Here is a 21,775-nt window from a genome sequence, read left to right on the forward strand (position 1 = left end):
GGTCAATCCGAGCCGACCAAGAGACCGATCCTCCCTCAATCAGATGGCCTTCATATATGAATAACTTTCCCCGGACAGTCCTGCACTTGAGGGGGAGATGTCCGGCAGGACAGAGGGGGCGCCGTAGAGCGCCGATCTCAGCCCAAAAGCTGCTTGCTCAACCTCGCACATTGGACGCGGATATCCGGAATGGCGTCGATCTCGAAGAAGGTGCCGCGGGTCAGCGGGCCGACGGCGAGGATCTTGTCGGACGCGCTGCCGTCGCCGGCGATGATCTCGCAATTGGGCGACACGTCGAGGCCGATGCGCAGCGGGTCAGGCCGTGCCAGGCCGCGATCGACCAGCGAGCGCACGACGCTGTTCGACGAGGTCGAGATGTCCCTGACGATACCTGAGCAATCATAGATGCGAGCGACCTCGAATGTCTCGAGGCGCTGGGTGTGGCGCGACTGGATCTGGACGGTGAATTCGCCATTCTTGGCGATGGCCACGACGCGGCCGGCGACCAGGCGGATGCGGCCGGATTGCACGGCCTGCGTCACCTGCGCATAGACCTCGGGCGCCATGCGATGGCGATGGATGTCCCACCAGGCCTTGGTATGCTCGACAAAGCGGCGCTTGGCGGAAGCCGGCCAATTCTGCCAGATCTTCTGGTTGAACGGCCGCAGGCCGTCGACGACGTCGCGCCAGTCGATCCCGGCCTTTTGGTTTTCCTTGATCAGGTCGCGGAACCAGCCGACGAAGTAGGACAATTGGGTGCCGAGCGGAATGTCGGCGACGTCGAGCTTGATCGGATTACCCTTGCGATGAGGCGAGGGCAGCAGGCCGCGCCTGGATACCGCGATGATGTTGCCGCGATGGCCGCGCTGCTCCAGCGCCAGGAACGCGTCGACCATGCTGAGGCCGGTGCCAAGCACCATCACGCTCGCGTCCGAGGCAAGTGCGGTATCGGCCTCCGAGCCCATCCTGATGGCATGCCCTTGTGCCGGCTCCTCGTCATGGCCGGTCGCCAGCACGGCCAGATGCGCAACGACGCTGGTGCCATTGGCCAGCGCGACCTCGACACCGGAAGCGGTGGGCGTGATCGACAGGCTTTCCTCGTGGATCAGACGCAGGCGGCCGCTCTGCTTTTCGCGCGCTTCCAGATCGTCGAGCAACTCGCCGAGATAACGGGCATAGATGCTGCGCGGCGCGTAGACCGGCGCCTGGTCCGGTCTTGCCAGGCCGCGCTCCAGCAGCCAGCGCCAGAAATTGCCGGGATCGTCGGCATAGGCGCTCATGCCGGCGGCGCTGACATTGAGCACATGCGCCGACAGCAGCGTCGAATAGGCGATGCCCTGGCCGAAATGCGGCCGCTTTTCGATCAGCGTGACGCGCAGGTCGGGATTGGGCGATTTCAGCAGATGCGCGGCCAGCACGACGCCACTGGCGCCACCGCCGACGATGATGATCGAGTTGGCGCGCCCGGTCATGAGCATGCCCGCAATGTGCGCGGCGCCAGTGTCAGGCCTGGACCTTCACGCCGACCGCCAGGTCCACTTCGCTCGCGACCGGAAGGTCGTCGAGGGCGATGTCGCGCATTTCGGCGAGGCTGCGCTGATCGAGCACCTCGGCGATCGCCTGCCGGACCTCGAGCATCAGATGTCGGACTTGGCATGTCGCCTCGTTGCAATCTTCACAGCGCTGGTACTGGGTGCGGCTGGCACAAGGAATAGGCGCCAGCGGCCCATCGAGGACGCGCACGACATGGCCGACCTTGATCTCGTCGGCGGGGCGCGCCAGGCGGTAGCCGCCATCCTTGCCCTTGCGACTCTGGACGAAGCCGGCATTGCGCAGCTCGCCCAGGATGGCGTCGAGAAACTTCTTCGGGATGTTGTTGCCGGTGGCGATGTCGTTGACGAAGGCGAGCTGTCCGGCCGGCAATCGCGCGAGGTGGACGAGCGCCTTGAGGCCGTACTTACCTTTTTTGGTGAGCATGAAATCAAAATTTCTCTGTCATGCGACGGCATGGAACCATCGGTTGCGCAACGCCCGGCACGCGTCCCCGCCGCGTCCAGACTGCCATGACACATAAATTCTAGTGACATGATGTACAAGCCGAGAAATGTTGATTTTGCTTCGTTTTCAAGCCGCTGCGGCCGTTTTAGCCTTACTTTGTGCCTCGAAAGCACAAAAATGCCCTTTGAGAGCAGCAGGATTAGCAAATGGTCCTCCAGGGCCGGATGTGGTCGGCATCGGCTGACGCGACGGCGAAAGTCGATTCACACCGCTGACGATCATGGTGACGTGGTGGTCGCTCATCGCCGAATCCAACCCTCTCATGTCGATAAGAATACTATACTTAGCTTCGAACTCGCGGAACATGTTTTCGAATCGAGAGCTTTTTGGGGTATGGATTTGCCTGATGTGGGTTGATGGGGGAATCTAGGTTCGTGATCGGCGGCGCAGAATTGAGAGGCCGGCGGGACGGCACCCCCCTCTGTCCTGCCGGACATCTCCCCCGCAAGGAGGGAGATCGGCTGTCATCCCGGCTTTCGCCAATCTCCAGCGTTGCAAGAAGAGCGGAGCGCCGAAGCTGCCAAATCTCCCCCCTTGCGGGGGAGATTCCCGGCAGGGCAGAGGGGGTGCTGTCCCGCCGGCATTAAAAAGGTTCGCCCTGTCGCGACGCCTGATGTTTGCCCGCCGCAGCCGCCCTATCCGCCTCGCCACCGCGTCACCGACAGCTTTTTTCTAACAAGCTCGCCTTCCTTGGAAGGATTTAACTCTACAAGAACGATAGAATTAGCTGACTATCATGGGGCATTCCGATTTTCTCTTTTTAGGAGCCCTTCATGTCCACCATTTCGCGACGCATTGTTCTGCTCTCGTCGGCAGCACTTGCCGGTGCCGCCTTCCTCGGCCCGGCTCTTGCCGACGACCTCAAGATCACCATCGGCTACCAGACGGTGGTCGAGCCCTCGAAGGTGCCGCAGGTCGACGGCGCCTATGAAAAGGCGACCAAGGCCACCATCGACTGGCGCAAGTTCGATTCCGGCGCCGATGTCATCGCCGCGGTCGCATCCGGCTCAGTCGATATCGGCTATGTCGGCTCGAGCCCGTTGGCGGCGGCGGCAAGCCGCGAGCTGCCGATCCAGACCATCTTCGTCGTCGGCCTGATCGGGCAATCCGAGGCGCTGGTGGCGCGCAACGGCGCCGGCATCGAGAAGGTCGCCGACCTTGCCGGCAAGAAAGTCGCCGTGCCGTTCGTCTCGACGACGCATTACAGCCTGCTCGCGGCGCTGAAGCATGAGGGCGTCGATCCGAAGTCGGTCGAGATCCTCAATCTCAGGCCACCGGAAATCGCGGCGGCCTTTTCGCGCGGCGACATCGACGCGGCCTATGTCTGGGATCCGGCGCTCGGCCAGATCAAGACCAGCGGCAAGGTGGTACTGGATTCCTCGCAGGTCGCGGCCTGGGGCGCGCCGACCTTCGACGCCTGGATCGTGCGCACCGACTTTGCCGCAAAGAACCCGGAAGCGGTGCGCGACTTCGTCAAGATTACGGGTGCGGCCTATGCCGAGTTCCTCGCCAAGCCCGGCGCCTGGTCGGTATCGTCGCCGCAGGCGGCGGCGATCGCCAAGCTCACCGGCGCCAAGCTGGAAGAGGTGCCGCAGCTGCTCAAGGGCTATGTCTTCCCAACGCTGGAAGAGCAGGCTTCAGACAAATTCCTCGGTGGCGGAACGGTCAAGGCGATCGAAGCCGCGTCTGCCTTCCTCAAGGAGCAAGGGAAGATCGACGCCGTGCTGCCGGACTATTCGAAATACGTGTCGTCGAAATACGTCACCGAGGCGCTGGCCTCGAACTGAGCGCCTGACGCCAAACGAACGCGCGCGGATCTTCTTCCCAGACGCCGTGTGCTGACTGCCCCGGAACCGCCGACGAGGAGCGGCTCCGGGGCAGTTGAATTTCCTTCAAATCTACGAGGCAGCCATGCCGCATCTCGTGCTCGATCCCCATCTCGCACTGGACAAGGTCTCGATCCACTATGACGGCCAGGCAGCACCTGCTGTCGAGCGTGTGTCGATCGACGTCGCCAAGGGCGACTTCGTTGTGCTTGTCGGCCGCTCCGGCTGCGGCAAGACCTCGCTGCTCAACGTCGCCGCCGGCCTTGTCGCGCCGGCGCGTGGGCGTGCTACCATCAACGGCAAGCCGATCACAGCACCGGGCTCGGACCGGGCGGTGGTGTTCCAGAACGATGCGCTGTTTCCGTGGCTGACCGCGCGCGAAAACGTTGCCTTCGCGCTGCGGCTGCGTGGCATCAGGCCAGCCGAACGGGCGCGCCGCGCTGATGAATTGCTTGAGCTGGTGAAGCTTACCGATGCCGGCGACAAGCACATCTGGGAGCTTTCCGGCGGCATGCGCCAGCGCGTCGGCCTGGCGCGCGCCTTGGCCGCCGAACCCGAATTCCTGCTGCTCGACGAACCGCTTGGCGCCCTCGATGCGCTGACGCGCGAACGCATGCAGACGACGCTGCTCGATCTGTGGACGGCAAGCGATGTCGGCGTGCTGATGGTGACGCACGGCATCGAGGAAGCGCTGGTGCTCGCCACCCGCATCGTCGTGCTGGCGCCCGGTCCGGGCCGCGTGGTGCGGAGCTTCGAGCCCGGTTTCTCCAGGCGCTACGCGGCCGGCGAGGCCATTCGCACCATCAAGGCCGATCCGGCTTTTGCCACGGCTCGAGGCGAACTGACCGATGCGATCTTCGAAGGAGAGGCGGCATGACCGTTTCCTCCTACACGGAACGGCCGGGACAAAAGATCGACGAGGCCGACGGCCTTTCGGTACCGTGGTCGCGGCCAAGCCCGAAGCGCAATGGCATTTCCGCGCGCGCGGTCAGCGCTGTGACCATCCTGGTGGTGCTGGCGCTGTGGGCGCTGTCGGCCCGCCTGCAACTGGTGTCGCCTGTGTTCCTGCCGTCGCCCGTGGCCGTATGGAACAAGTTCATCGTCGTCGCCCGCGACGGCTTCGTCGATGCAACGCTGCTCCAGCATGTCGTCGCCAGCCTGGGTCGGGTCTTTGCCGCGCTGGTCGCCGCCATTGTCGTCGGCGTGCCGGTTGGTCTCGCCATCGGCATCAGTACCATTGGGCGCGGCATCTTCGATCCGCTGCTGGAATTCCTGCGGCCGATCCCGCCGCTTGCCTATCTGCCGCTGGTCATCATCTGGTTCGGCATTGGCGAGCCGTCGAAGATCCTGGTCATCGCCATCGCTATGCTGGCACCTATCGCGCTGTCGACCGCCTCGGGCGTTCGCGGCGTCTCGCAGGAGCGCATCAACGCGGCGCGCTCGCTTGGCGCGACACGAGGACAGGCGGTCCGCCACGTCATCCTGCCCAGCGCGCTGCCCGCGATCCTGACCGGACTGCGCATCGCGCTAGGCGCCGGCTGGTCGACGCTGGTCGCCGCCGAACTGGTCGCGGCGACGCGCGGCCTCGGCTTCATGATCCAGTCTGCCGCCCAGTTCCTCGTCACCGACGTGGTGGTGATGGGCATATTGGTGATCGCGGCCATCGCCTTCGTGCTCGAATTCACCATCCGCAGGATCGAGCGCGTGCTTGTCCCGTGGGCGGGACGGGAGTGACTGGAACCGGAAGAGCAGGAGAGAGTGATGACGCATTCCACCATCGTGCTGTTCGCCCAGGTCCGCAACCGGCTTCTCGCCTTGACCGGGGACAAACCGTCGCTTGAAAATGAACCCAGGTCGCCAGCGCCTGTGCGCTGGGATGCCGAGCGCGACCGGCTGCCGCCGCGCGACGAGAGTTTTTACTGGGCCTGGCAATACTGGTCGCAGTGAGGGGGCGGGGCACCAACGCAAGCGATGGAGATGAGCGGCGACCCTTCGCGCCCCCCTCTGCCTTGCCGGGCATCTCCCCCTCAAGGGGGGAGATTAGCAGCTTCAGCCTCGCTGCCTTCTTTCGATGATGGAGATTGGCGAAAGCAGTGATGACGGCCAATCTCCCCACTAGAGGGGGAGATGTCCGGCAGGACAGAGGGGGGCGCCACAGATCGCCAGCGCTGGTTCTGCAGCTCACCCCCGCGACCGGTTCGCCCAGACCAGCCCCACCAGTCCTATCAGCATGGTGACGATGCCGACATAGAGCCATTGCGACTGGCCGGTCATGAAGCTGCCGCCGATCGCGCCGATGCCTTGCAGTGCCCACAGCGCGCCGATGGCAAGCACAATCAACGCCAGCAGATTTTTGGCTAGTCTCATTGCCGGATCTCCCTTTTGAAGTCGATCGAGTACGCCGCTACGGCCGCGATGGACGAGCCAAAGGAAGTGGCCCGATCGCGTCAACTTCTACTTGGATATTTATGCTCGATCTTGTCAAACAAATCCCGGATACCTGCACGAAGATCATCAGGAATTGATCATCTCGCGCCGGAAAATCCCTGACAGACTGTTACCCAGCGACTCCAAACGTGTGATCTCGCCACGGAACCGACAGATGATTGCCGCATTTCCTGCCTTATTTGGCTCCTAACGGCTGGGGTCTGCAAGAAAACGGAGCCATCCCCCAAATATGAAGAACTCGAAACAGACCGCGCTTGTCGCGGTAACGGTCGTTGCTGGCCTGATGGTCGGCGCGTCTTCGGCAACCGCCGCGGCACAGTGCGGACGCGCCTCCTGGTACGCCCTGCACTCGAAGACCGCCTCGGGAGAGCGGATGAACCCGTCGGCAATGACCGCCGCGCACCGCACTTTGCCCTTCGGCACCAAGCTCAGGGTCACCAACAAGAACAACGGCCGCAGCGTCATCGTGCGCATCAACGATCGCGGACCGTTCATCAGAGGTCGCGTGCTCGACCTGTCGAAGGGCGCGGCCGGCGAACTCGGCTTCATCGGCTCCGGTCATACCGCGGTGTGCATGGCGCGCGTCTGATCAGGCTCGGGTCCGGCTCGGATGGGACCCGCTGATACCGGCGTCTTCGCAGCCGCACACTGAGCCGGCTCGCGCCGTTCAGGGCCGATTTTCAAAGCCTTGAACCAAAGAAGCATTCATCACGCCACGTGACGTATTGCATCGCAGCAATTAGTTGTTAACTTCGCCACGGGACATTTAAGGCTCGGCGCTGCTCGTCGTTCCTTCGGTCGCAGCAGCAGCGGGGTTCTCGATGTTCTACCAGCTCTATGAAATGAACCACGCCGCCATGCAGCCGGCGCGCCTCTATGCCGATGCGGTGCGCCTGCTCTACACCAATCCGCTCAATCCGTTTTCCCACACGTCCTGGGGCCGTTCGGTCGCGGCGACCGCCGAATTGTTCGAGCGCACCACGCGTCGCTACGGCAAGCCGACCTTCGGCCTGGATCGGACCGTGGTCGACTGGAAGAGCGTCGATGTTAGCGAGAAGACGGTCTGGTCTCGGCCGTTCTGCAATCTCGTTCGCTTCGAACGCTCCGTTCCCGCCGGGCGCAAGCCCGATCCAAAGCTTCTTATCGTGGCGCCGATGTCGGGCCACTATGCGACACTGCTGCGCGGCACGGTGGAAGCCATGCTACCCCATGCCGACGTGCACATCACCGACTGGGTCGATGCCCGCATGGTGCCGCTGGCCGACGGCAGCTTCGATCTCGACGATTATATCGACTACATCATCGACATGCTGCATGCGCTGGGCCCCGACACGCATGTGATGGCGGTTTGCCAGCCCTCAGTGCCGGTGCTGGCCGCCGTGGCGCTGATGGAAACCAAGGGCGATCCCTTCGTGCCCTCGACGATGACCCTGATGGGCGGGCCGATCGACACCCGCCGCAATCCGACCGCGGTCAATCTGCTGGCGCAGGAAAAGGGCATCGACTGGTTCCGCGACAACGTCATAATGACCGCGCCTTGGCCGGTGCCGGCCTTCGGCCGCGAGGTCTATCCGGGCTTCCTGCAGCTGTCCGGCTTCATGAGCATGAATCTCGACCGCCACATCATCGCCCACAAGGACTTCTTCATGCACCTGGTGAAGCATGACGGCGACAACGCCGAGAAGCACCGCGACTTCTACGACGAATATCTGGCAGTCATGGACCTGACGGCGGAGTTCTACCTGCAGACCGTCGACACCGTCTTCGTGCGACAGGCCTTGCCCAAGGGCGAGATGACGCATCGCGGCACCAGGATCGATCCGTCTGATATCCGCAACGTCGCCCTGTTCACAGTCGAGGGCGAGAACGATGATATTTCAGGCCTTGGCCAGACCAAGGCGGCGCATGATTTGTGCCCCAACATCCCCGCTGAACGGCATGCCCACTATATGCAGCCGGCGGTCGGCCATTACGGCGTGTTCAACGGCTCGCGCTTCCGCTCCGAAATCGTGCCGCGCATCGTCGATTTCATCACCAGCTATGGCCGCCAGAACCGCGTTGCGGTGAAGCCGAAGCTGGTTCGTACCGCCAAAAGCTAATCCATGTCGCGCAAAGGCATGCCCATGGGCGTGACCCGAGGTCGCAGTGGTTTTGGGCCACGACATACATAAAACAAGGCCTGGAGGCGACCATTCGGGCGATTCGGCCGGCAAAAACCGCAGGCGATTTTGTTGCACAAGTGCCGCCGTCCAGCCCCTCGGGTAACCATGCCGACAATCCGACCGTCGTCGTAATTGACATGGACTGTAAATCCCCCTTAACCTTTCGTTAATAACAAAGGGTGAGCGGGGACAATGATTTCCTCATCAGTGGCGCGAAGGCTGCGCGTGTACGCGGCGGCCGGTCTGGCAGTAACGGGATGCTGGATGGCACCGGCTTTGGCGGCCGGAGCGATGGCGACCGGGGGCCTCACCTCGCAGCCGATCGGCCACTATGATTTCTGCAAGCTGCATCCGAGCGAATGCTCGATCCACCCGACCGATCTCGCGCCGGCCCCGATGACCGACGGGCTGATGCGCAAGCTTCTCAACGTCACCGCCCGGGTCAACGCCGCCGTCAAGCCGATGAGCGACATGGACATTTACGGCAAGGACGAAGTCTGGGCCTATCCTGACAAGGGCGTCGGCGATTGCGAAGACTACGTGCTGGAGAAGCGGCGCCAGCTTTCGCGTATGAGCATCTCGCTTGCCGATCTTCTGATCACCGTCGTGCGCAAGCCCGACGGCGAGGGCCACGCGGTGCTGACGGTGCGCACCGACATGGGCGACTACGTGCTCGACAATCTGACCGACAAGGTCAAGCCATGGGACGCGACCGGTTATCGCTTCCTCAAACGGCAGGCGATCGACAACACCGGCCGCTGGGTCTCGATCCGCGGTGGTCAGCAGGTGCTTGTCGGCGCGGTCCAGTAGCCGTAGGCAACAGAGCGACTTCGGCGAAGGGTCGGCGATCCTTCGCGCCCCCTTCTGTCCTGCCGGACATCTCCCCCTCAAGGGGGGAGATCGGATGTTACCTCCGCTTTCGCCAATTTCCTGCGTTGAATAATGTTGATGAACTCGAGCCGGCGCCGAAGCTGCCAATCTCCCTCCTTGAGGGGGAGATGTCCGGCAGGACAGAGGGGGGCGCCGTCCCGCCGGCGTCTCGCTATTGGCCTAGCGCCGCTTGCATCCATCATGCCATCCTCCCAACAATCTCGCATTTCTCCGTGAACCATTTCCTCCCGGCCGACGACACATGGCCGTAGACGGAAACCAATCATGGAGACTTCAGATGACTGTACTTTTGCGAAATGCATTCCTCGCCGCCATCGCGGTATCGGCACTCGCCGGACCCGCCTTGGCCAATCAGACTATCCCAAGCTGCGCCAACACCTCGACCAACGATTTGTGGAGCGGCCGCTGTTGCAGCCTTGGCGACTCGAACTGCCTGGGCGGTGGAAACAATGGCCACGAGCATCACGACAAAGGTGGCCGGGGAAACAATGGCGGCACGGCCGGCAAGAAATGATCTCACCACAGATGCCTGCTGGCGGATCGGCGGCGGGCATCTCTTTACGTCAGGCGAAACGCTTTCGCGGGAAAATCGCCAAGGTGCGCCTCCGGCGCAGATCGCGAAGCTACGGCCGCCGACCCAGCGCCGCGCGGATCGATGCGGTGATGCGGCGAAGTTCCGCTTCGTCGAGTTTCTCGATGTTCTCGGCCAGCAGATTGGCCAGCTCGGTGGCGGCGGGGGAAAGACCGGACGTATCGAGCTTCACGCGCGGATGCGAGGCTTCGGCCAGCCGCGCCAGCTCCTCGGCGTCGTCCCAGATGACGTTGAAATAGCCGATGATCTTCTGGATCAGCGTCCAGGTCGGCGCACCGCGCCTGCCATGCTCGAGCGCCGACAGATAGGCGGCGCTGACGCCGATCGCCGCCGCCATGTCCTTCTGGCTGACGCCGCGTTCGCTTCTCAGCGCCCGTAGCTTCTCGCCGAACGGGGTCATGAACGCGCCCTTCGCAGCCGGATATAAAGCGCGCCTGAACCGCCATGGTTGCGGGCGGCGTGGTCGTGGCTGGAGACCAGCGGGCGGAAAGCAGGCGTCGACAGCCAGGCCGGCACGGCGCGCCGCAACACGCCGTCGCCGCCGGAGGACGATCCCTTGCCGGTGATCACCAGGACATAGCGGATGCCGCCGGCATGCGCCCGGTGCAGGAACGAAAACAGCAGCGAATAGGCCTCGTCCTGGGTCAGGCCGTGCAGATCGACGCGGCCCTCGATCGGCAGCCGGCCCTTCGACAGCTTGTCCAGCGTCGGCTCGTCGAGCGCATGCGCGACATGCTGGGTCTTCGGCTTTGCCGCGCCGGGCGGATTGGCAGCGGCCGGCGCCGCTTGCGCCAGTGTCGGCCTGGCCTCAGTGGCAATGTCGGGAATGTCGACGGCGATCCTGCCCTTCAGCGGCTTGGCCGTCCGCGCCACTAGGTTCCACAGAACGCGGTCGTCTTCGCTGAGTTTGTCCGGCCGGCGGATCATCGATTCGACCCCGAAACAAGCGCGCGCGGCACCAGCGCGTAAAAATCCGCCGCATTGCGCACCACGCCCGCGATCTCGCCGGCCGCGTCGCCCGAACCGGCGAACAGGTCACCGCGCGCGGGCCCGGTGATTGCCGAACCGGTGTCCTGCGCGATCATCAGGCGCCGGAACGGTCTTGCGTCGAACGCCGTGAGCGACGGTGCGTCGATATAGAACGGCGTGCCGAAAGTGTGCAGCAGGCGGTCGACCGCAATCGATCGTCCCGGTGTCAACGGCACCTTGGCCGCGGCGATCGGACCCAGCGACGCGTCATCGACATCGGCCTCGCGGAAGAAGATATAGGAGCGGTTCCGCCACAGTATCTCGTCGACGCGGTCCGGATGCGCCTTGAACCAGGCGCGGATCGACTGCATCGTCACCTCCGCCGGCGGGATTTCTCCCAGTTCGCTCAACAGCTTGCCGGGTCCGGTGAAGCGCTGGCCGGATTTGGCGGCATAGGTGACGCGGGCTAGCCGGCCGTCGGTCATATTCAGCCGGGCCGCGCCCTGCACGTGAACGAAGAAGGCATCGACCTTGTCGGCCAGCCAGGCGATTTCCAAGCCCTTGCCGTCAAGCGCCCCGCGCTCGATCTCGCCGCGATCAGGATATTCGACCAATCCGTCCCCGGTCTGGCGGGCGAAGGCGAGGTAAGAGTCCAGTCCGGGCGGCCGGTTGCCGTCATCGATGTCGACAAGATCGGCCGGGCGCGACAGCAGCGGCACCGAAAACCGCTCCGTTCGCACCGGCGACGCTTCGACCACGGGCTCGTAAAAGCCGGTGACGAGGCCGGCGCCGCCGGTCTCGGCGGGGATATGCACGGGCAAGAAATGGCACTCGAAGAAAGCCTGGGCTTCCTTTCGATCCAGAAATGGCGACCGATTCGCTGGCGAAACGGTGCGAGCCTCGGCGTAGGCATCCGTGAAAGCACCAAAATCGATGCCGAGCGCACCGCTGCGATACGGTTTGGTCAGGACGTGAAAGGCCGAGCGGCGAAAGGCGGCGAAGGCCGCCAGATGGTCGTCATCGTTCCAGCCGGGGAGGTCGGCAAAAGATTTTCCGACAAAGAGGGGCGATAGCGACACCGGAGCCTCTCGCCGCGTATTCCCTAGTCTTCTTCCTCGGTGGCGACGAGCTTCCAGTTGGGATCGCGCGAGCGGGTGTCTCGGGCGAAGGTCCAGACGTCCTTGACCTCGGCCACGGTTTCCGGGTCGCCGTCGATGACGGCGCCCGCCTTGTCGCGAGTCGCCGAAATCAATTCGCTGATGATGCGCAGCGTGACATGCGCCTCGCCGCCCTTCATCTCGGCCGAGACGATGTCGGCCTTGTCGATGCCGACGAAAGACGACTGGATCTTCTCCGCCTTGGCCTCGCGCTCGCCGATGGCGGCGACAAAGCCGTCAAAGACCTCGCGCGACAACAGGTTCTTCAGCGTTTTGCGGTCGCCGTCGGCATAGGCCATGACGATCATCTCATAGGCCATCTTGGCACCGTCGACGAAACTCTTCGGCTCGAAGGACGGGTCGTTGTCCTTGATGGAGCGGAGACCCTTGTTCAAGTCGGTGTCGGGCTTGGCAAAGGCGTCGATCGCCGCATAGGTATCGCCCGCAGGCTCGCCCGGCAGACGCTTGCGCGGCAGCGAGACGACGTTCTCGGATTTCTGGGCGGCATCCTTGTCACCGCTGCGGGCCGCCGTATAGGGATCGAAGGGCGGCCGTTCGCTGCCGGTGCGACGGCCCAGCACATTGCGCAGCTGGAAAAAGATGACCACCGCCGCAATCAGGAAGAAAATCGTGCCGAAGTCGAAGAAACCCATATCTTCCGCCAATCAATCCCTGCCCTGTGGCCGGACCGTCAGGCCCAATGGCCGCGGTCGCATAGCGTTCAACATTCAAAGCATATAGAACGCAAGGCGCAATCATTCAAATCAAAGGCAGGCATACCTATCTAACGGCCTCAGTGCCAGCGGCGATTGCTCGCCGCCGAAACAATCGAACGGTCAAAACGATCCAAAAGGTTGCCAAGACTTGCGCATTTCATTCCTTCCGCTTTTTGTCCTGGCGCTTCCGCTGCTGGAAATCGCCGGCTTCGTCGTCGTCGGTCGCCAGGTCGGTGCTCTGGCGACGGTCGGCCTGGTGCTGGCGTCGAGCATTGCCGGCGCGCTGCTGCTCAGGCATCAGGGTTTCGGCGTCATGACGCGTATCCGCGCCGAAATGGACGCCGGCCGCGATCCGAGCCGGCAACTGGCGCATGGCGCCATGATCGTGCTGGCGGCGATCCTGTTGATCATCCCCGGCTTCATCACGGACATTATCGGCCTGCTGCTGTTCCTGCCGCCGGTCCGCGACCTTGCCTGGCGAGCGTTGAAAGGCCGCGTCGTGCTGGCCACCAGTTTCTCGACCGGCGGTTTCCGCGGCCGGCAGCGCGACAAAACCATCGACCTCGAGGATGGCGATTATTCGCGCGAAGACGACTTCAAGCGCGGACCGGACCACAACTCGCCCTGGCGCCGCCTCAAGGACGATTGAAGCCGCCCCTGGCGTCATCCCCGGAACGGAGAAGCAAGGCGGCAAACCTTGTCTTGTCATCCCTGCCATGGTAGCGAACGCCCGATTTCAATTCGGTCAGCGACGCTGCCCAGGCAAGAGGACGAAGGCTTATGGCCAGCAAAGATGACGCGCCGGTCGGCGCAGCCAACGGAAACGGCAATACGGCGCAGCCGTCGCTCAACGTTCTGGCGCAGTATGTGAAGGACCTTTCCTTCGAGAGCCCCGGTGCGCCGAATTCGCTACGCGGCCGCGACAAGGCACCCGGCATCGCCATCAACGTCAACGTCAACGCCAACCCGCTCTCCGACAAGCAGTTCGACGTCAATTTGACGCTGAACGCCAAGGCCTCCTTCGACCAGGAAGTCCTGTTCAATGTCGAGCTGGTCTATGGCGGCGTGTTCGCCATCGCAGGCTTCCCTCAGGAACACATGCTGCCGATCCTGTTCATCGAATGCCCGCGCCTCCTGTTCCCCTTCGCTCGCCAGATCATCGCCGAGGCAACCCGCAATGGCGGCTTCCCGCCACTGATGCTCGACCCGATCGACTTCGCGCAGATGTTCCAGCAGAAGCTGGCCGAGGACCAAGCGGCGTCGAAGGTCAAGGTGAGCTGAGGCCTGCCTGCGACGGATTGTGAAAAGCCCGGCCTCGCGCCGGGCTTTTTGTTTAAGGTGGTGGCGGGCAACCGAGGCGTCGGAGGGACAGCACCCCCCTCTGTCCTGCCGGACATCTCCCCCGCAAGGAGGGAGATTGGCAGCTTCAGCATCGGTGCTCACTTACAACGTCAATGATTGGCGAAAGCAGAAACGACATCCGATCTCCCCCCTTGCGGGGGAGATGTCCGGCAGGACAGAGGGGGGTGTGAAGGATCGCCGCGAACGGCATTGGTCCCGTCTTGCTTAGCCAGCCGCAACCTTCAACCACAGCGCCTTCTCGCCCAATGTCGCGACCATGCCGGCGTGCGCGGCGCGCTCGGCTTCGGTCAGGCGGAGCGGCAAGGATGCCGGGCGCTGGCTGATGATGATCTCGATCTGGCGGACATTCTCGCGGCCTTGCGCCGGCGCGGTGGCGCTGTCGAGGATGAGGGCTGCCTGCTTGCCGCCGATCAGCTCGATATAGACCTCGGCCAGCAATTCGGAATCGAGCAGGGCGCCGTGCTTGGTACGCCTTGTGTTGTCGATGCCATAGCGCCGGCAGAGCGCGTCGAGCGAATTGGGGCCCATCGGGTGCTTGCGGCGCGCCAGCGCCAGCGTGTCGACGACAACACCGTTGTCGATGAGGGGATGACCGAGACGGCCGAATTCGACATTGAGGAAGCCGACATCGAAGGTGGCGTTGTGGGCGACCAGCTTGGCGCCGTCGGTGAAGTCCAGCCACTCCTGCACAATCTCGGCAAAGGTCGGCTTGCCCGCGAGGTCCGCGGCGCTGATGCCGTGCACCGCCTGCGCCTCGGCGTGGATCGCACGACCTTGCGGGTTGATATAGTGGTGGAAGGTCTTTCCGGTCGGAAAGCGGTTGACCAGCTCGACGCCGCCAAGCTCGATCACGCGGTCGTCGCGCGAATCGAGGCCGGTGGTTTCGGTGTCGAAAATAATCTCATGCATCGAATCAGTCGCTCCAAAGAAGCAGGATCGTGAGACCGGAACAAAATGGCAATGGGCTATGCTGACGCGGTGGTGTCAGGAGTGCAGCTTATCCCCGGAGAGTTCGGCAATGATGGCAGCCACGGCGGCACGGGCGGAGCCCAATCCCTGGCCGGTATCGACGACGAAGTCGGCCAGCTTGCGTTTTTCCGCATCCGGCACCTGCCTGGCCAGGATTGAATCCAGTTTTTCCTCGGTCATATCAGGCCGCGCCAGAACGCGTTCCCGCTGGATTTCGGCTGGCGCGGTGACGACGACAACCTTGTCGACGCGGTCGCGGCCGCCGGTTTCGAACAGCAGCGGAATGTCGAGGACGGCGATCGGCGTGCCGGCTGCACGATGACGCGCCAGAAAAGCGTCGGCGTCTGCGCGCACCAGTGGATGGATGATCGCTTCCAGCCGCTTCAGCGCGGCGGCGTCACCGAGAACACGCGCGCCAAGCTTTGCCCGATCGACCACGCCGGCGGATGTGGTGCCGGGAAAGGCCGCCTCGACCAGGGGCGCGGCCTTGCCGGCATAGAGGCGATGCACCGCCTCGTCGGAATCATGGACCGGCACGCCGGCGTCGGCGAACATCTTTGCCGTGGTCGACTTGCCCATGCCGATCGAGCCGGTGAGGCCGAGCACGATCATGGCTTAGGCACCAGATCAGCTTCGATGAGCGCGCGCAGCTCACCTGTAACCTGCGGCCTGATGCCGAACCAGCGCTCGAAGCCGGGCACCGCCTGATGCAGCAGCATGCCGAGCCCGTCGACGGTCTTGAGGTTTCTCGTGCGGGCCGCCGCAAGCAGCGGCGTCTCCAGCGGCACATAGACGATGTCGGTGACGACGGCGTGGTCGGGCAGCAAAGCGGGATCGGCGGACAGGCCTTCATTGCCATGCATGCCGAGTGCCGTGGTGTTGACCAGCAGGCCGGCATCGGCAAGCAGTTCACCGGTCGCCGCCGTGCCATGCGCCGAAACGCCGGCACCGAAACGATCACTCAATTCCATAGCCCGGGCGAGCGTGCGGTTGACGATGCGGATGTCGGCAACGCCACGCTGCTTCAGCGCATGGATGACGGCGCGCGATGCGCCGCCGGCGCCGAGCACCACCGCCGGGCCGTTGCTGGCCCAGCCCGGCGCATGATCGTCGAGGTTGGCGGCAAAGCCGTGCGCATCGGTGTTGCCGCCCCACAAGATGCCGTCCTCGAACCACAGCGTGTTGACGGCGCCGATCTCTTGCGCGGCCTGGTCGCGGGTGTCGGCCAGCGCGAAAGCCGCCTCCTTGTGCGGGATGGTGACGTTGCCGCCGCTATAGCCGTTGGCCTGCAGCGTCTTCACGAACGCGGCAAAGTCTTCAGGCGCGACATCGATCGCCTCATAGCTGCCGCCGATGCCATGCTTGGCCAGCCAATATCCGTGGATCTTCGGCGAGCGCGAATGCTTGATCGGGTGGCCGGTAACGAAGGCCTTCCTTGTCTCGTCAACCATCGATCGCTCCGAGCGTGCGCAGTTCGGCGAGCAGCGGCAGCAGCGGCAGGCCGACAATGGTGAAATGGTCGCCCTCGATCTTGTCGAACAGCTGGATGCCTTCGCCTTCGATCTGGTAGGCGCCGACGCTTCCCAGCGCCTTGGCACCGACGCGGGCGAGATGGCGGCCGATGAAGGCTGGGTCGAGCTTGCGCATGGTCATCGAGGCGATGCCGACATGCCGCCACAGCACCGCGCCGTCGCGGACCAGCACGGCAGCGCTGTTCAACTGATGGGTCTTGCCAGACAGCGCCAGCAAATGACGGCGCGCGCCTTCCCTATCGGCCGGCTTGTGGAACACCTCGTCGCCGAGCGACAGCGTCTGGTCGCAGCCCAGCACCAGGGCGCCCGGCCTGCGCTCGCTGACTTCGGTGGCCTTGGCCTCGGCAAGCACCAGGGCGACATCTTCAGGCGAGACACCGCTGTCCTGCATAGGCGCCTCGAGCGCGCGCTCGTCTACCTCGGCCGGAACCGCCTCGACGTCGACGCCGGCATTGACCAGCATCGCCTTGCGAAACGGACTGCCAGAAGCGAGGATGATTTTCTCGGTCATGCTGATTCACCCAGGGTTGGCGCTCCGTCGCGCACCCCTCATCCGACCGAGCTTCGCTCGGCCACCTTCTCCCACAAGGGGAGAAGGAAAGTCCCGCGCGTATGCCGCTGCAAATCGCCAACTGGTGGTATCTTGCAGAGACGACGGTGCCACGGTCTCCCTTCTCCCCTTGTGGGAGAAGGTGGCCTCGCGAAGCGAGGTCGGATGAGGGGTGTTGGTGCTCACTTATCTTACCTGCCTAGCGCGACTTCCCGCGCAGGGCAACGATCGCAGCCGCCGTTTCCTCTATCGAGCGGCGGCTGACATCGATCATCGGCCAGCCATGGCGGGTGCAGATCTGGCGGGCATAGGCGAGCTCTTCGCTGATAGCGGCGCGGTCGACATAGTCCGATGCCTCGTAAGAACTGCTGGTGCCGAGGAGGCGGTTTTGCCGGACATGCGAGATGCGCTCGGCGGTGGCGACCAGCCCGACGATCAGCGGCGTCTTGGCGTTGACCAGGCTTTCCGGCACCGGCACGCCGAGCACGATCGGGATGTTGGCGGTCTTGATGCCGCGGTTGGCGAGATAGATGCTGGTCGGCGTCTTCGAGGTGCGCGAGATGCCGATCAGCACGACATCGGCATCGTCCATGTTGAGCGGCAGTTGGCCGTCATCATGGTCCATGGTGAAATTCAGTGCGTCGATGCGGCGAAAATATTCGGCATCGAGAACATGCTGGGCGCCGACGCGCCGGCCGGCCGGCGTGCCGAGATAGGACTGGAACACGGTCAGCACCGGCTCCAGCACCGACACACAGGGCAGCCCCATCGTCGCGCAGCGCTCGTCGATGCCGCGCGCCAGCTTCTGGTCGACGACCGTATAGAGAATGATGCCGGGCTCTTCCTCGATGTCCTCGAACACTTTCGCTACCTGCTTTTCGGTGCGGATGAGCGGATAGATATGCTCGATGGCGCGCGCATCCTTGTATTGCGCCGAAGCCGCCCGGCCGGCGGCGAGCAGCGTTTCGCCGGTCGCGTCGGAAATCAGGTGCAGGTGAAAGAAGCTTTGGGGTTTGTTCACAGGGGGTCACCTGGGGCTGTGGGCTTCTGTGGATAGAGCGGGATGAAAAGACGGGCCGATCGGACGCGACTGTATCAGAAGGTGGTTTGTCCACAATTCGTTGCACTGTCAGCTTCGCCGGACGGCTGGGGACAAATCCGGGGACGGCTTTCCCTGCCTCTCGCCTGTCCACAGGGCGGGCTTTTCCCCACGTCTCGTAACGCTTTGACTCCAGTGGCGGATTCCTGTTCGTCCCCAGAACCCTGCAGTTTGGAAAAAGAAGCACGCGACAAAATGTTGGCTGGTGTTTTCCGGGGCAAAGCGGGACAGGTGACAACCACCAGAACCAACAGACTCTTAGAATCAGAAGAATCTTAGATATAAGAATCTTTGATTATAGAAGAGGCTGGGAGAAGCGAGCGCTCGATGCCCCCGAACCGGATCATGCTGGACGTGCTGAAGGGCAAGGCTCACTTTCCGCCTCCGCTCTGGATGATGCGTCAGGCCGGGCGCTATCTGCCGGAGTATCGGGAGACACGCAGGCGTGCCGGTTCCTTCCTGGATCTCTGCTATGACCCAGACCTTGCCGTCGAAGTGACCTTGCAGCCGATCGAGCGTTTTGGTTTCGATGCATCGATCCTGTTCTCGGACATCCTCGTCGTCCCGCATGCGCTTGGCCGCGACGTCCGCTTCGAAGAGGGGCGAGGGCCGCTGCTGACGCCGATCACGGCGCCGGAGATTGCGGCTCTGGAAAGCAAGCTGTTTCACGTGAATCTCGAACCTGTCTACGAGACGGTTCGCCGGCTGCGGGCCAAACTGCCAGACGAGACGGCCTTGATCGGCTTCTGCGGGGCACCGTGGACGGTGGCGACCTATATGATCGCCGGCCATGGCACGCCAGACCAGGCGCCGGCCCGGCTTTTTGCTTACCGCGAGCCGGCGGCCTTTCAACGATTGCTGAAAGTGCTCGCCGATCATTCGGCCGCCTATCTCATCCGTCAGATCGAGGCTGGCGCCGATGTGGTGCAGATCTTCGATTCCTGGTCAGGGGTGCTCGATGACGCCTCTTTTGAACAGTTCTGCGTGCAGCCGGTGGCCGAGATCGTCAGGCAAATTCGGGCCGTTCATCCCGATGTTCCGATCATCGGCTTTCCCAAGGGCGCTGGCGCCCGCTACCAGACCTATCGCCAGAAGACCGGCGTAACGGGTCTGGGGATCGACTGGACTGTGCCCCTGGAGGCGGCGAAGGATTTGCAGCGCCTAGGTGCGGTTCAAGGCAATCTCGATCCCTTGCGGCTCGTGGCTGGCGGCAAGGCGCTGTCCGACGGCGTCGAAGCGATCCTGGAAGCGCTGGGAGAGGGGCCGCTGATTTTCAATCTCGGCCATGGCATCACGCCGGAGACGCCGATCGCCCATGTCGAGGCGATGGTGAGACAAGTGCGGAGCGCGACACGCTGATGGCCGAGATGAAGAACGCGAACAGCACCGGGCAGGCGATGATGCGCATGACGATCAGCATCGCCGTGCTGGTCGTTCTCACCGGGCTTTTGTATTTCGCGGCGCCCGACAGTTTTTATCCGTGGGCCAAGGCGATCCATATCCTCGCCGTCATCTCGTGGATGGCCGGCATGCTCTATCTGCCGCGACTGCTGGTCTACCACGCCGATGCCGAGAAGGGCTCCGTGCAGTCGGAGACCTTCAAGGTGATGGAGCGGCGCCTGCTGCGCGGCATTGTCAATCCGGCGATGATCGTCACTTGGGTGTTCGGTCTCTGGCTCGCCTGGAAAGGGTTCGGTTTCCAGGGCGGCTGGCTGCACGCCAAGATCGGGGCGGTGCTTTTGATGTCCGCCGTTCATGGCTACCTGGCCGGCGCGGTGCGTAAATTCGCCGAGGACCGCAACGAAAAGCCCGCCAGGCACTGGCGAATCGTCAACGAGATCCCCACATTGCTGATGATCGCCATCGTCATTTTGGTGGTCGTCAAGCCGTTCTGAGGCTAGTCGCGCGAACGTCGTCCCTGGCTTTGGGACAATAGCTGCATGATGCGCTGCGTGGCTTTATCGGGTCCCGCAAAACGCAGCTTGCTCTTTCACCCGACCGACGATAAAAGACGGGTCTTCCTTCCCGTCATGCGCCGCCCTTCAGTGTCTTCGGCCGCGCCCGGCATTTGTCGCATCCCGCCGATATTTTCCCAAAGCTTACCCAGACTCCATCTATTCAAGGTCCGTCTATGCAAGAAATGAAACTCGCCGAGTTCAAGAACAAGAAACCGCCAGAGCTGATCGCTTATGCCGAATCGCTCGAGGTCGAGAACGCCAGCGTCATGCGCAAGCAGGAACTGATGTTCGCGATCCTGAAAAAGCTGGCTGCCCAGGACGTCGAGATCATCGGCGACGGCGTGGTCGAGGTGTTGCAGGACGGTTTTGGCTTCCTGCGCTCGGCCAACGCCAATTATCTGCCAGGTCCCGACGATATCTACATTTCACCGTCGCAGATCCGGCGCTTTTCGCTGAAGACCGGCGATACGGTCGAAGGGCCGATCCGCAGCCCGAAAGAGGGCGAGCGCTATTTCGCTCTGCTCAAGGTCAACACGATCAATTTCGACGATCCCGAAAAGATCCGCCACAAGATCCACTTCGACAATCTGACGCCGCTCTATCCGACCAAGCGGCTGAAGATGGAGATCGACAATCCGACCACCAAGGATATCTCGGCGCGCGTGATCGACTTGGTCGCGCCGATCGGCAAGGGCCAGCGCGCGTTGATCAATGCGCAGCCGCGTACAGGCAAGACCGTTCTCATGCAGAACATCGCGCACTCGATCACCGCCAACCATCCGGAATGCTATTTGATCGTGCTTCTGATCGACGAGCGGCCGGAAGAAGTGACCGACATGCAGCGCTCGGTGAAGGGCGAGGTGATCTCCTCGACCTTCGACGAGCCGGCTGTTCGCCATGTGCAGGTCGCCGAAATGGTGATCGAAAAGGCCAAGCGCCTTGTCGAACATGGCCGCGACGTCGTCATCCTGCTCGATTCCATCACCCGCCTCGGCCGCGCCTACAACACCGTGGTGCCATCATCCGGCAAGGTGCTGACCGGAGGTGTCGACGCCAACGCGCTGCAGCGGCCGAAGCGCTTTTTCGGTGCCGCGCGAAACATCGAGGAAGGCGGTTCGCTGACCATCATCGCCACCGCGCTGATCGATACCGGCAGCCGCATGGACGAAGTGATCTTCGAAGAGTTCAAGGGCACCGGCAACTGTGAAATCCAGCTCGACCGCAAGGTGGCCGACAAGCGCATCTATCCGGCCATGGACATATTGAAGTCCGGCACCCGCAAGGAAGATTTGCTGGTTTCCAAGCAGGACCTGCAGAAGATTTTCGTGCTGCGCCGCATCCTGGCGCCGATGGGAACCACCGATGCGATCGAGTTCCTGATCGACAAGCTCAAGCAGACCAAGACTAACGCGGACTTCTTCGATTCGATGAATACGTAGGAGCTTACCCTCCCCCTTGTGGGGAGGGTCGATCCGCGCAGCGGAGC

The 21,775-nt window shown here is 63.1% G+C and carries 26 protein-coding genes; 13 read left to right on the top strand and 13 right to left on the bottom strand.

Annotated elements, in window-relative coordinates; all coding sequences use genetic code 11:
• Window positions 1–137 precede the first annotated feature (137 nt).
• The 3 genes from NKI20_RS27880 to NKI20_RS27890 all read right to left on the bottom strand — a co-directional run bounded on the left by NKI20_RS27880 (window position 138) and on the right by NKI20_RS27890 (window position 2,364).
• Window positions 138–1,472, bottom strand: a complete 1,335-nt coding sequence (locus tag NKI20_RS27880; RefSeq protein ID WP_352836483.1) for an FAD/NAD(P)-binding protein — start codon at window positions 1,470–1,472, stop codon at window positions 138–140.
• A 31-nt stretch (window positions 1,473–1,503) separates the two neighbouring features.
• Window positions 1,504–1,977 (bottom strand): RrF2 family transcriptional regulator, encoded by a 474-nt coding sequence (locus NKI20_RS27885; RefSeq protein ID WP_023763085.1) that lies wholly within the window; start codon window positions 1,975–1,977, stop codon window positions 1,504–1,506.
• 147 nt (window positions 1,978–2,124) lie between these two features.
• Window positions 2,125–2,364 (bottom strand): hypothetical protein, encoded by a 240-nt coding sequence (locus NKI20_RS27890; protein WP_352836486.1) that lies wholly within the window; start codon window positions 2,362–2,364, stop codon window positions 2,125–2,127.
• A 467-nt stretch (window positions 2,365–2,831) separates the two neighbouring features.
• Here NKI20_RS27890 and tauA point away from each other — a divergent pair, with 467 nt between their 5' ends.
• The 4 genes from tauA to NKI20_RS27910 all read left to right on the top strand — a co-directional run bounded on the left by tauA (window position 2,832) and on the right by NKI20_RS27910 (window position 5,831).
• Entirely contained in the window at window positions 2,832–3,845 is a 1,014-nt protein-coding gene (gene tauA / locus NKI20_RS27895) for a taurine ABC transporter substrate-binding protein (protein ID WP_352836488.1), read from the top strand.
• 124 nt (window positions 3,846–3,969) lie between these two features.
• Window positions 3,970–4,761 carry a taurine ABC transporter ATP-binding protein gene (locus NKI20_RS27900; RefSeq protein WP_352836552.1) on the top strand — a complete coding sequence of 264 codons (792 nt, stop codon included), beginning with the start codon at window positions 3,970–3,972 and terminating at the stop codon, window positions 4,759–4,761.
• Window positions 4,758–5,618, top strand: coding sequence for an ABC transporter permease subunit (locus tag NKI20_RS27905; protein ID WP_352836491.1), 861 nt, complete (start codon window positions 4,758–4,760; stop codon window positions 5,616–5,618). Before NKI20_RS27900 ends, NKI20_RS27905 begins: the two co-directional genes overlap by 4 nt.
• A gap of 27 nt (window positions 5,619–5,645) precedes the next feature.
• On the top strand, window positions 5,646–5,831 hold the full coding sequence (locus NKI20_RS27910) for a hypothetical protein (RefSeq protein WP_352836494.1): 186 nt from the start codon (window positions 5,646–5,648) through the stop codon (window positions 5,829–5,831).
• Between the two features lie 234 nt (window positions 5,832–6,065).
• Here NKI20_RS27910 and NKI20_RS27915 read toward each other — a convergent pair whose 3' ends face one another.
• Window positions 6,066–6,251, bottom strand: coding sequence for a hypothetical protein (locus tag NKI20_RS27915; protein WP_352836496.1), 186 nt, complete (start codon window positions 6,249–6,251; stop codon window positions 6,066–6,068).
• 310 nt (window positions 6,252–6,561) lie between these two features.
• Here NKI20_RS27915 and NKI20_RS27920 point away from each other — a divergent pair, with 310 nt between their 5' ends.
• The 4 genes from NKI20_RS27920 to NKI20_RS27935 all read left to right on the top strand — a co-directional run bounded on the left by NKI20_RS27920 (window position 6,562) and on the right by NKI20_RS27935 (window position 9,899).
• Window positions 6,562–6,921: a septal ring lytic transglycosylase RlpA family protein gene (locus tag NKI20_RS27920; RefSeq protein WP_023763092.1), complete on the top strand. Its 360-nt coding sequence runs from the start codon at window positions 6,562–6,564 to the stop codon at window positions 6,919–6,921.
• A gap of 232 nt (window positions 6,922–7,153) precedes the next feature.
• Window positions 7,154–8,431, top strand: coding sequence for a polyhydroxyalkanoate depolymerase (locus tag NKI20_RS27925; protein ID WP_352836499.1), 1,278 nt, complete (start codon window positions 7,154–7,156; stop codon window positions 8,429–8,431).
• Between the two features lie 255 nt (window positions 8,432–8,686).
• Window positions 8,687–9,304, top strand: coding sequence for a transglutaminase-like cysteine peptidase (locus tag NKI20_RS27930; protein ID WP_031261456.1), 618 nt, complete (start codon window positions 8,687–8,689; stop codon window positions 9,302–9,304).
• Between the two features lie 358 nt (window positions 9,305–9,662).
• Entirely contained in the window at window positions 9,663–9,899 is a 237-nt protein-coding gene (locus NKI20_RS27935) for a hypothetical protein (RefSeq protein WP_352836502.1), read from the top strand.
• A 109-nt stretch (window positions 9,900–10,008) separates the two neighbouring features.
• Here the strand turns inward: NKI20_RS27935 and NKI20_RS27940 are convergent, their stop codons facing one another.
• The 4 genes from NKI20_RS27940 to NKI20_RS27955 are packed head-to-tail and all read right to left on the bottom strand — an operon-like array spanning window position 10,009 to window position 12,756.
• Window positions 10,009–10,377 carry a helix-turn-helix domain-containing protein gene (locus tag NKI20_RS27940; RefSeq protein WP_352836505.1) on the bottom strand — a complete coding sequence of 123 codons (369 nt, stop codon included), beginning with the start codon at window positions 10,375–10,377 and terminating at the stop codon, window positions 10,009–10,011.
• Window positions 10,374–10,904, bottom strand: coding sequence for a Smr/MutS family protein (locus NKI20_RS27945; RefSeq protein WP_023763097.1), 531 nt, complete (start codon window positions 10,902–10,904; stop codon window positions 10,374–10,376). Before NKI20_RS27945 ends, NKI20_RS27940 begins: the two co-directional genes overlap by 4 nt.
• A complete protein-coding gene (mltA, locus tag NKI20_RS27950; RefSeq protein ID WP_352836507.1) occupies window positions 10,901–12,025 on the bottom strand; it encodes a murein transglycosylase A in 1,125 nt (374 codons plus the stop codon). The genes NKI20_RS27945 and mltA overlap by 4 nt, the downstream gene beginning before the upstream one ends.
• A 23-nt stretch (window positions 12,026–12,048) precedes the next feature.
• Window positions 12,049–12,756: a Tim44/TimA family putative adaptor protein gene (locus NKI20_RS27955; protein ID WP_352836509.1), complete on the bottom strand. Its 708-nt coding sequence runs from the start codon at window positions 12,754–12,756 to the stop codon at window positions 12,049–12,051.
• Between the two features lie 211 nt (window positions 12,757–12,967).
• Here NKI20_RS27955 and NKI20_RS27960 point away from each other — a divergent pair, with 211 nt between their 5' ends.
• Together NKI20_RS27960 and secB are read left to right on the top strand one after the other, a co-directional pair.
• A complete protein-coding gene (locus NKI20_RS27960) occupies window positions 12,968–13,468 on the top strand; it encodes an FxsA family protein (protein ID WP_023763100.1) in 501 nt (166 codons plus the stop codon).
• Between the two features lie 131 nt (window positions 13,469–13,599).
• The gene (secB, locus tag NKI20_RS27965; RefSeq protein ID WP_352836512.1) at window positions 13,600–14,100 is read left to right on the top strand and encodes a protein-export chaperone SecB; all 501 of its coding nucleotides are present in this window, start codon (window positions 13,600–13,602) and stop codon (window positions 14,098–14,100) included.
• Between the two features lie 285 nt (window positions 14,101–14,385).
• Here the strand turns inward: secB and dnaQ are convergent, their stop codons facing one another.
• From dnaQ to NKI20_RS27990, 5 genes are all read right to left on the bottom strand, one after another.
• Window positions 14,386–15,090, bottom strand: a complete 705-nt coding sequence (gene dnaQ, locus NKI20_RS27970) for a DNA polymerase III subunit epsilon (RefSeq protein ID WP_352836514.1) — start codon at window positions 15,088–15,090, stop codon at window positions 14,386–14,388.
• A gap of 75 nt (window positions 15,091–15,165) precedes the next feature.
• Window positions 15,166–15,762, bottom strand: a complete 597-nt coding sequence (gene coaE / locus NKI20_RS27975; protein ID WP_352836517.1) for a dephospho-CoA kinase — start codon at window positions 15,760–15,762, stop codon at window positions 15,166–15,168.
• Window positions 15,759–16,601: a shikimate dehydrogenase gene (locus NKI20_RS27980; RefSeq protein ID WP_352836519.1), complete on the bottom strand. Its 843-nt coding sequence runs from the start codon at window positions 16,599–16,601 to the stop codon at window positions 15,759–15,761. Before NKI20_RS27980 ends, coaE begins: the two co-directional genes overlap by 4 nt.
• On the bottom strand, window positions 16,594–17,193 hold the full coding sequence (locus NKI20_RS27985; RefSeq protein ID WP_023763021.1) for a Maf-like protein: 600 nt from the start codon (window positions 17,191–17,193) through the stop codon (window positions 16,594–16,596). Before NKI20_RS27985 ends, NKI20_RS27980 begins: the two co-directional genes overlap by 8 nt.
• A 238-nt stretch (window positions 17,194–17,431) precedes the next feature.
• Window positions 17,432–18,253 (bottom strand): pyruvate, water dikinase regulatory protein, encoded by an 822-nt coding sequence (locus NKI20_RS27990; RefSeq protein ID WP_352836522.1) that lies wholly within the window; start codon window positions 18,251–18,253, stop codon window positions 17,432–17,434.
• 405 nt (window positions 18,254–18,658) lie between these two features.
• Between NKI20_RS27990 and hemE the strand changes: the two genes are divergently transcribed.
• The 3 genes from hemE (at window position 18,659) to rho (ending at window position 21,728) form a co-directional block, all read left to right on the top strand.
• On the top strand, window positions 18,659–19,690 hold the full coding sequence (hemE, locus tag NKI20_RS27995) for a uroporphyrinogen decarboxylase (RefSeq protein WP_352836525.1): 1,032 nt from the start codon (window positions 18,659–18,661) through the stop codon (window positions 19,688–19,690).
• The gene (gene hemJ / locus NKI20_RS28000; RefSeq protein WP_352836528.1) at window positions 19,690–20,226 is read left to right on the top strand and encodes a protoporphyrinogen oxidase HemJ; all 537 of its coding nucleotides are present in this window, start codon (window positions 19,690–19,692) and stop codon (window positions 20,224–20,226) included. Before hemE ends, hemJ begins: the two co-directional genes overlap by 1 nt.
• A 236-nt stretch (window positions 20,227–20,462) precedes the next feature.
• Complete coding sequence (gene rho, locus NKI20_RS28005) at window positions 20,463–21,728, top strand: transcription termination factor Rho (protein WP_031261426.1); 1,266 nt, start codon at window positions 20,463–20,465, stop codon at window positions 21,726–21,728.
• The last annotated feature ends 47 nt before the right edge of the window (window positions 21,729–21,775 follow it).

The organism is Mesorhizobium sp. M0830 (assembly GCF_040319965.1).
Lineage (GTDB): Bacteria > Pseudomonadota > Alphaproteobacteria > Rhizobiales > Rhizobiaceae > Mesorhizobium.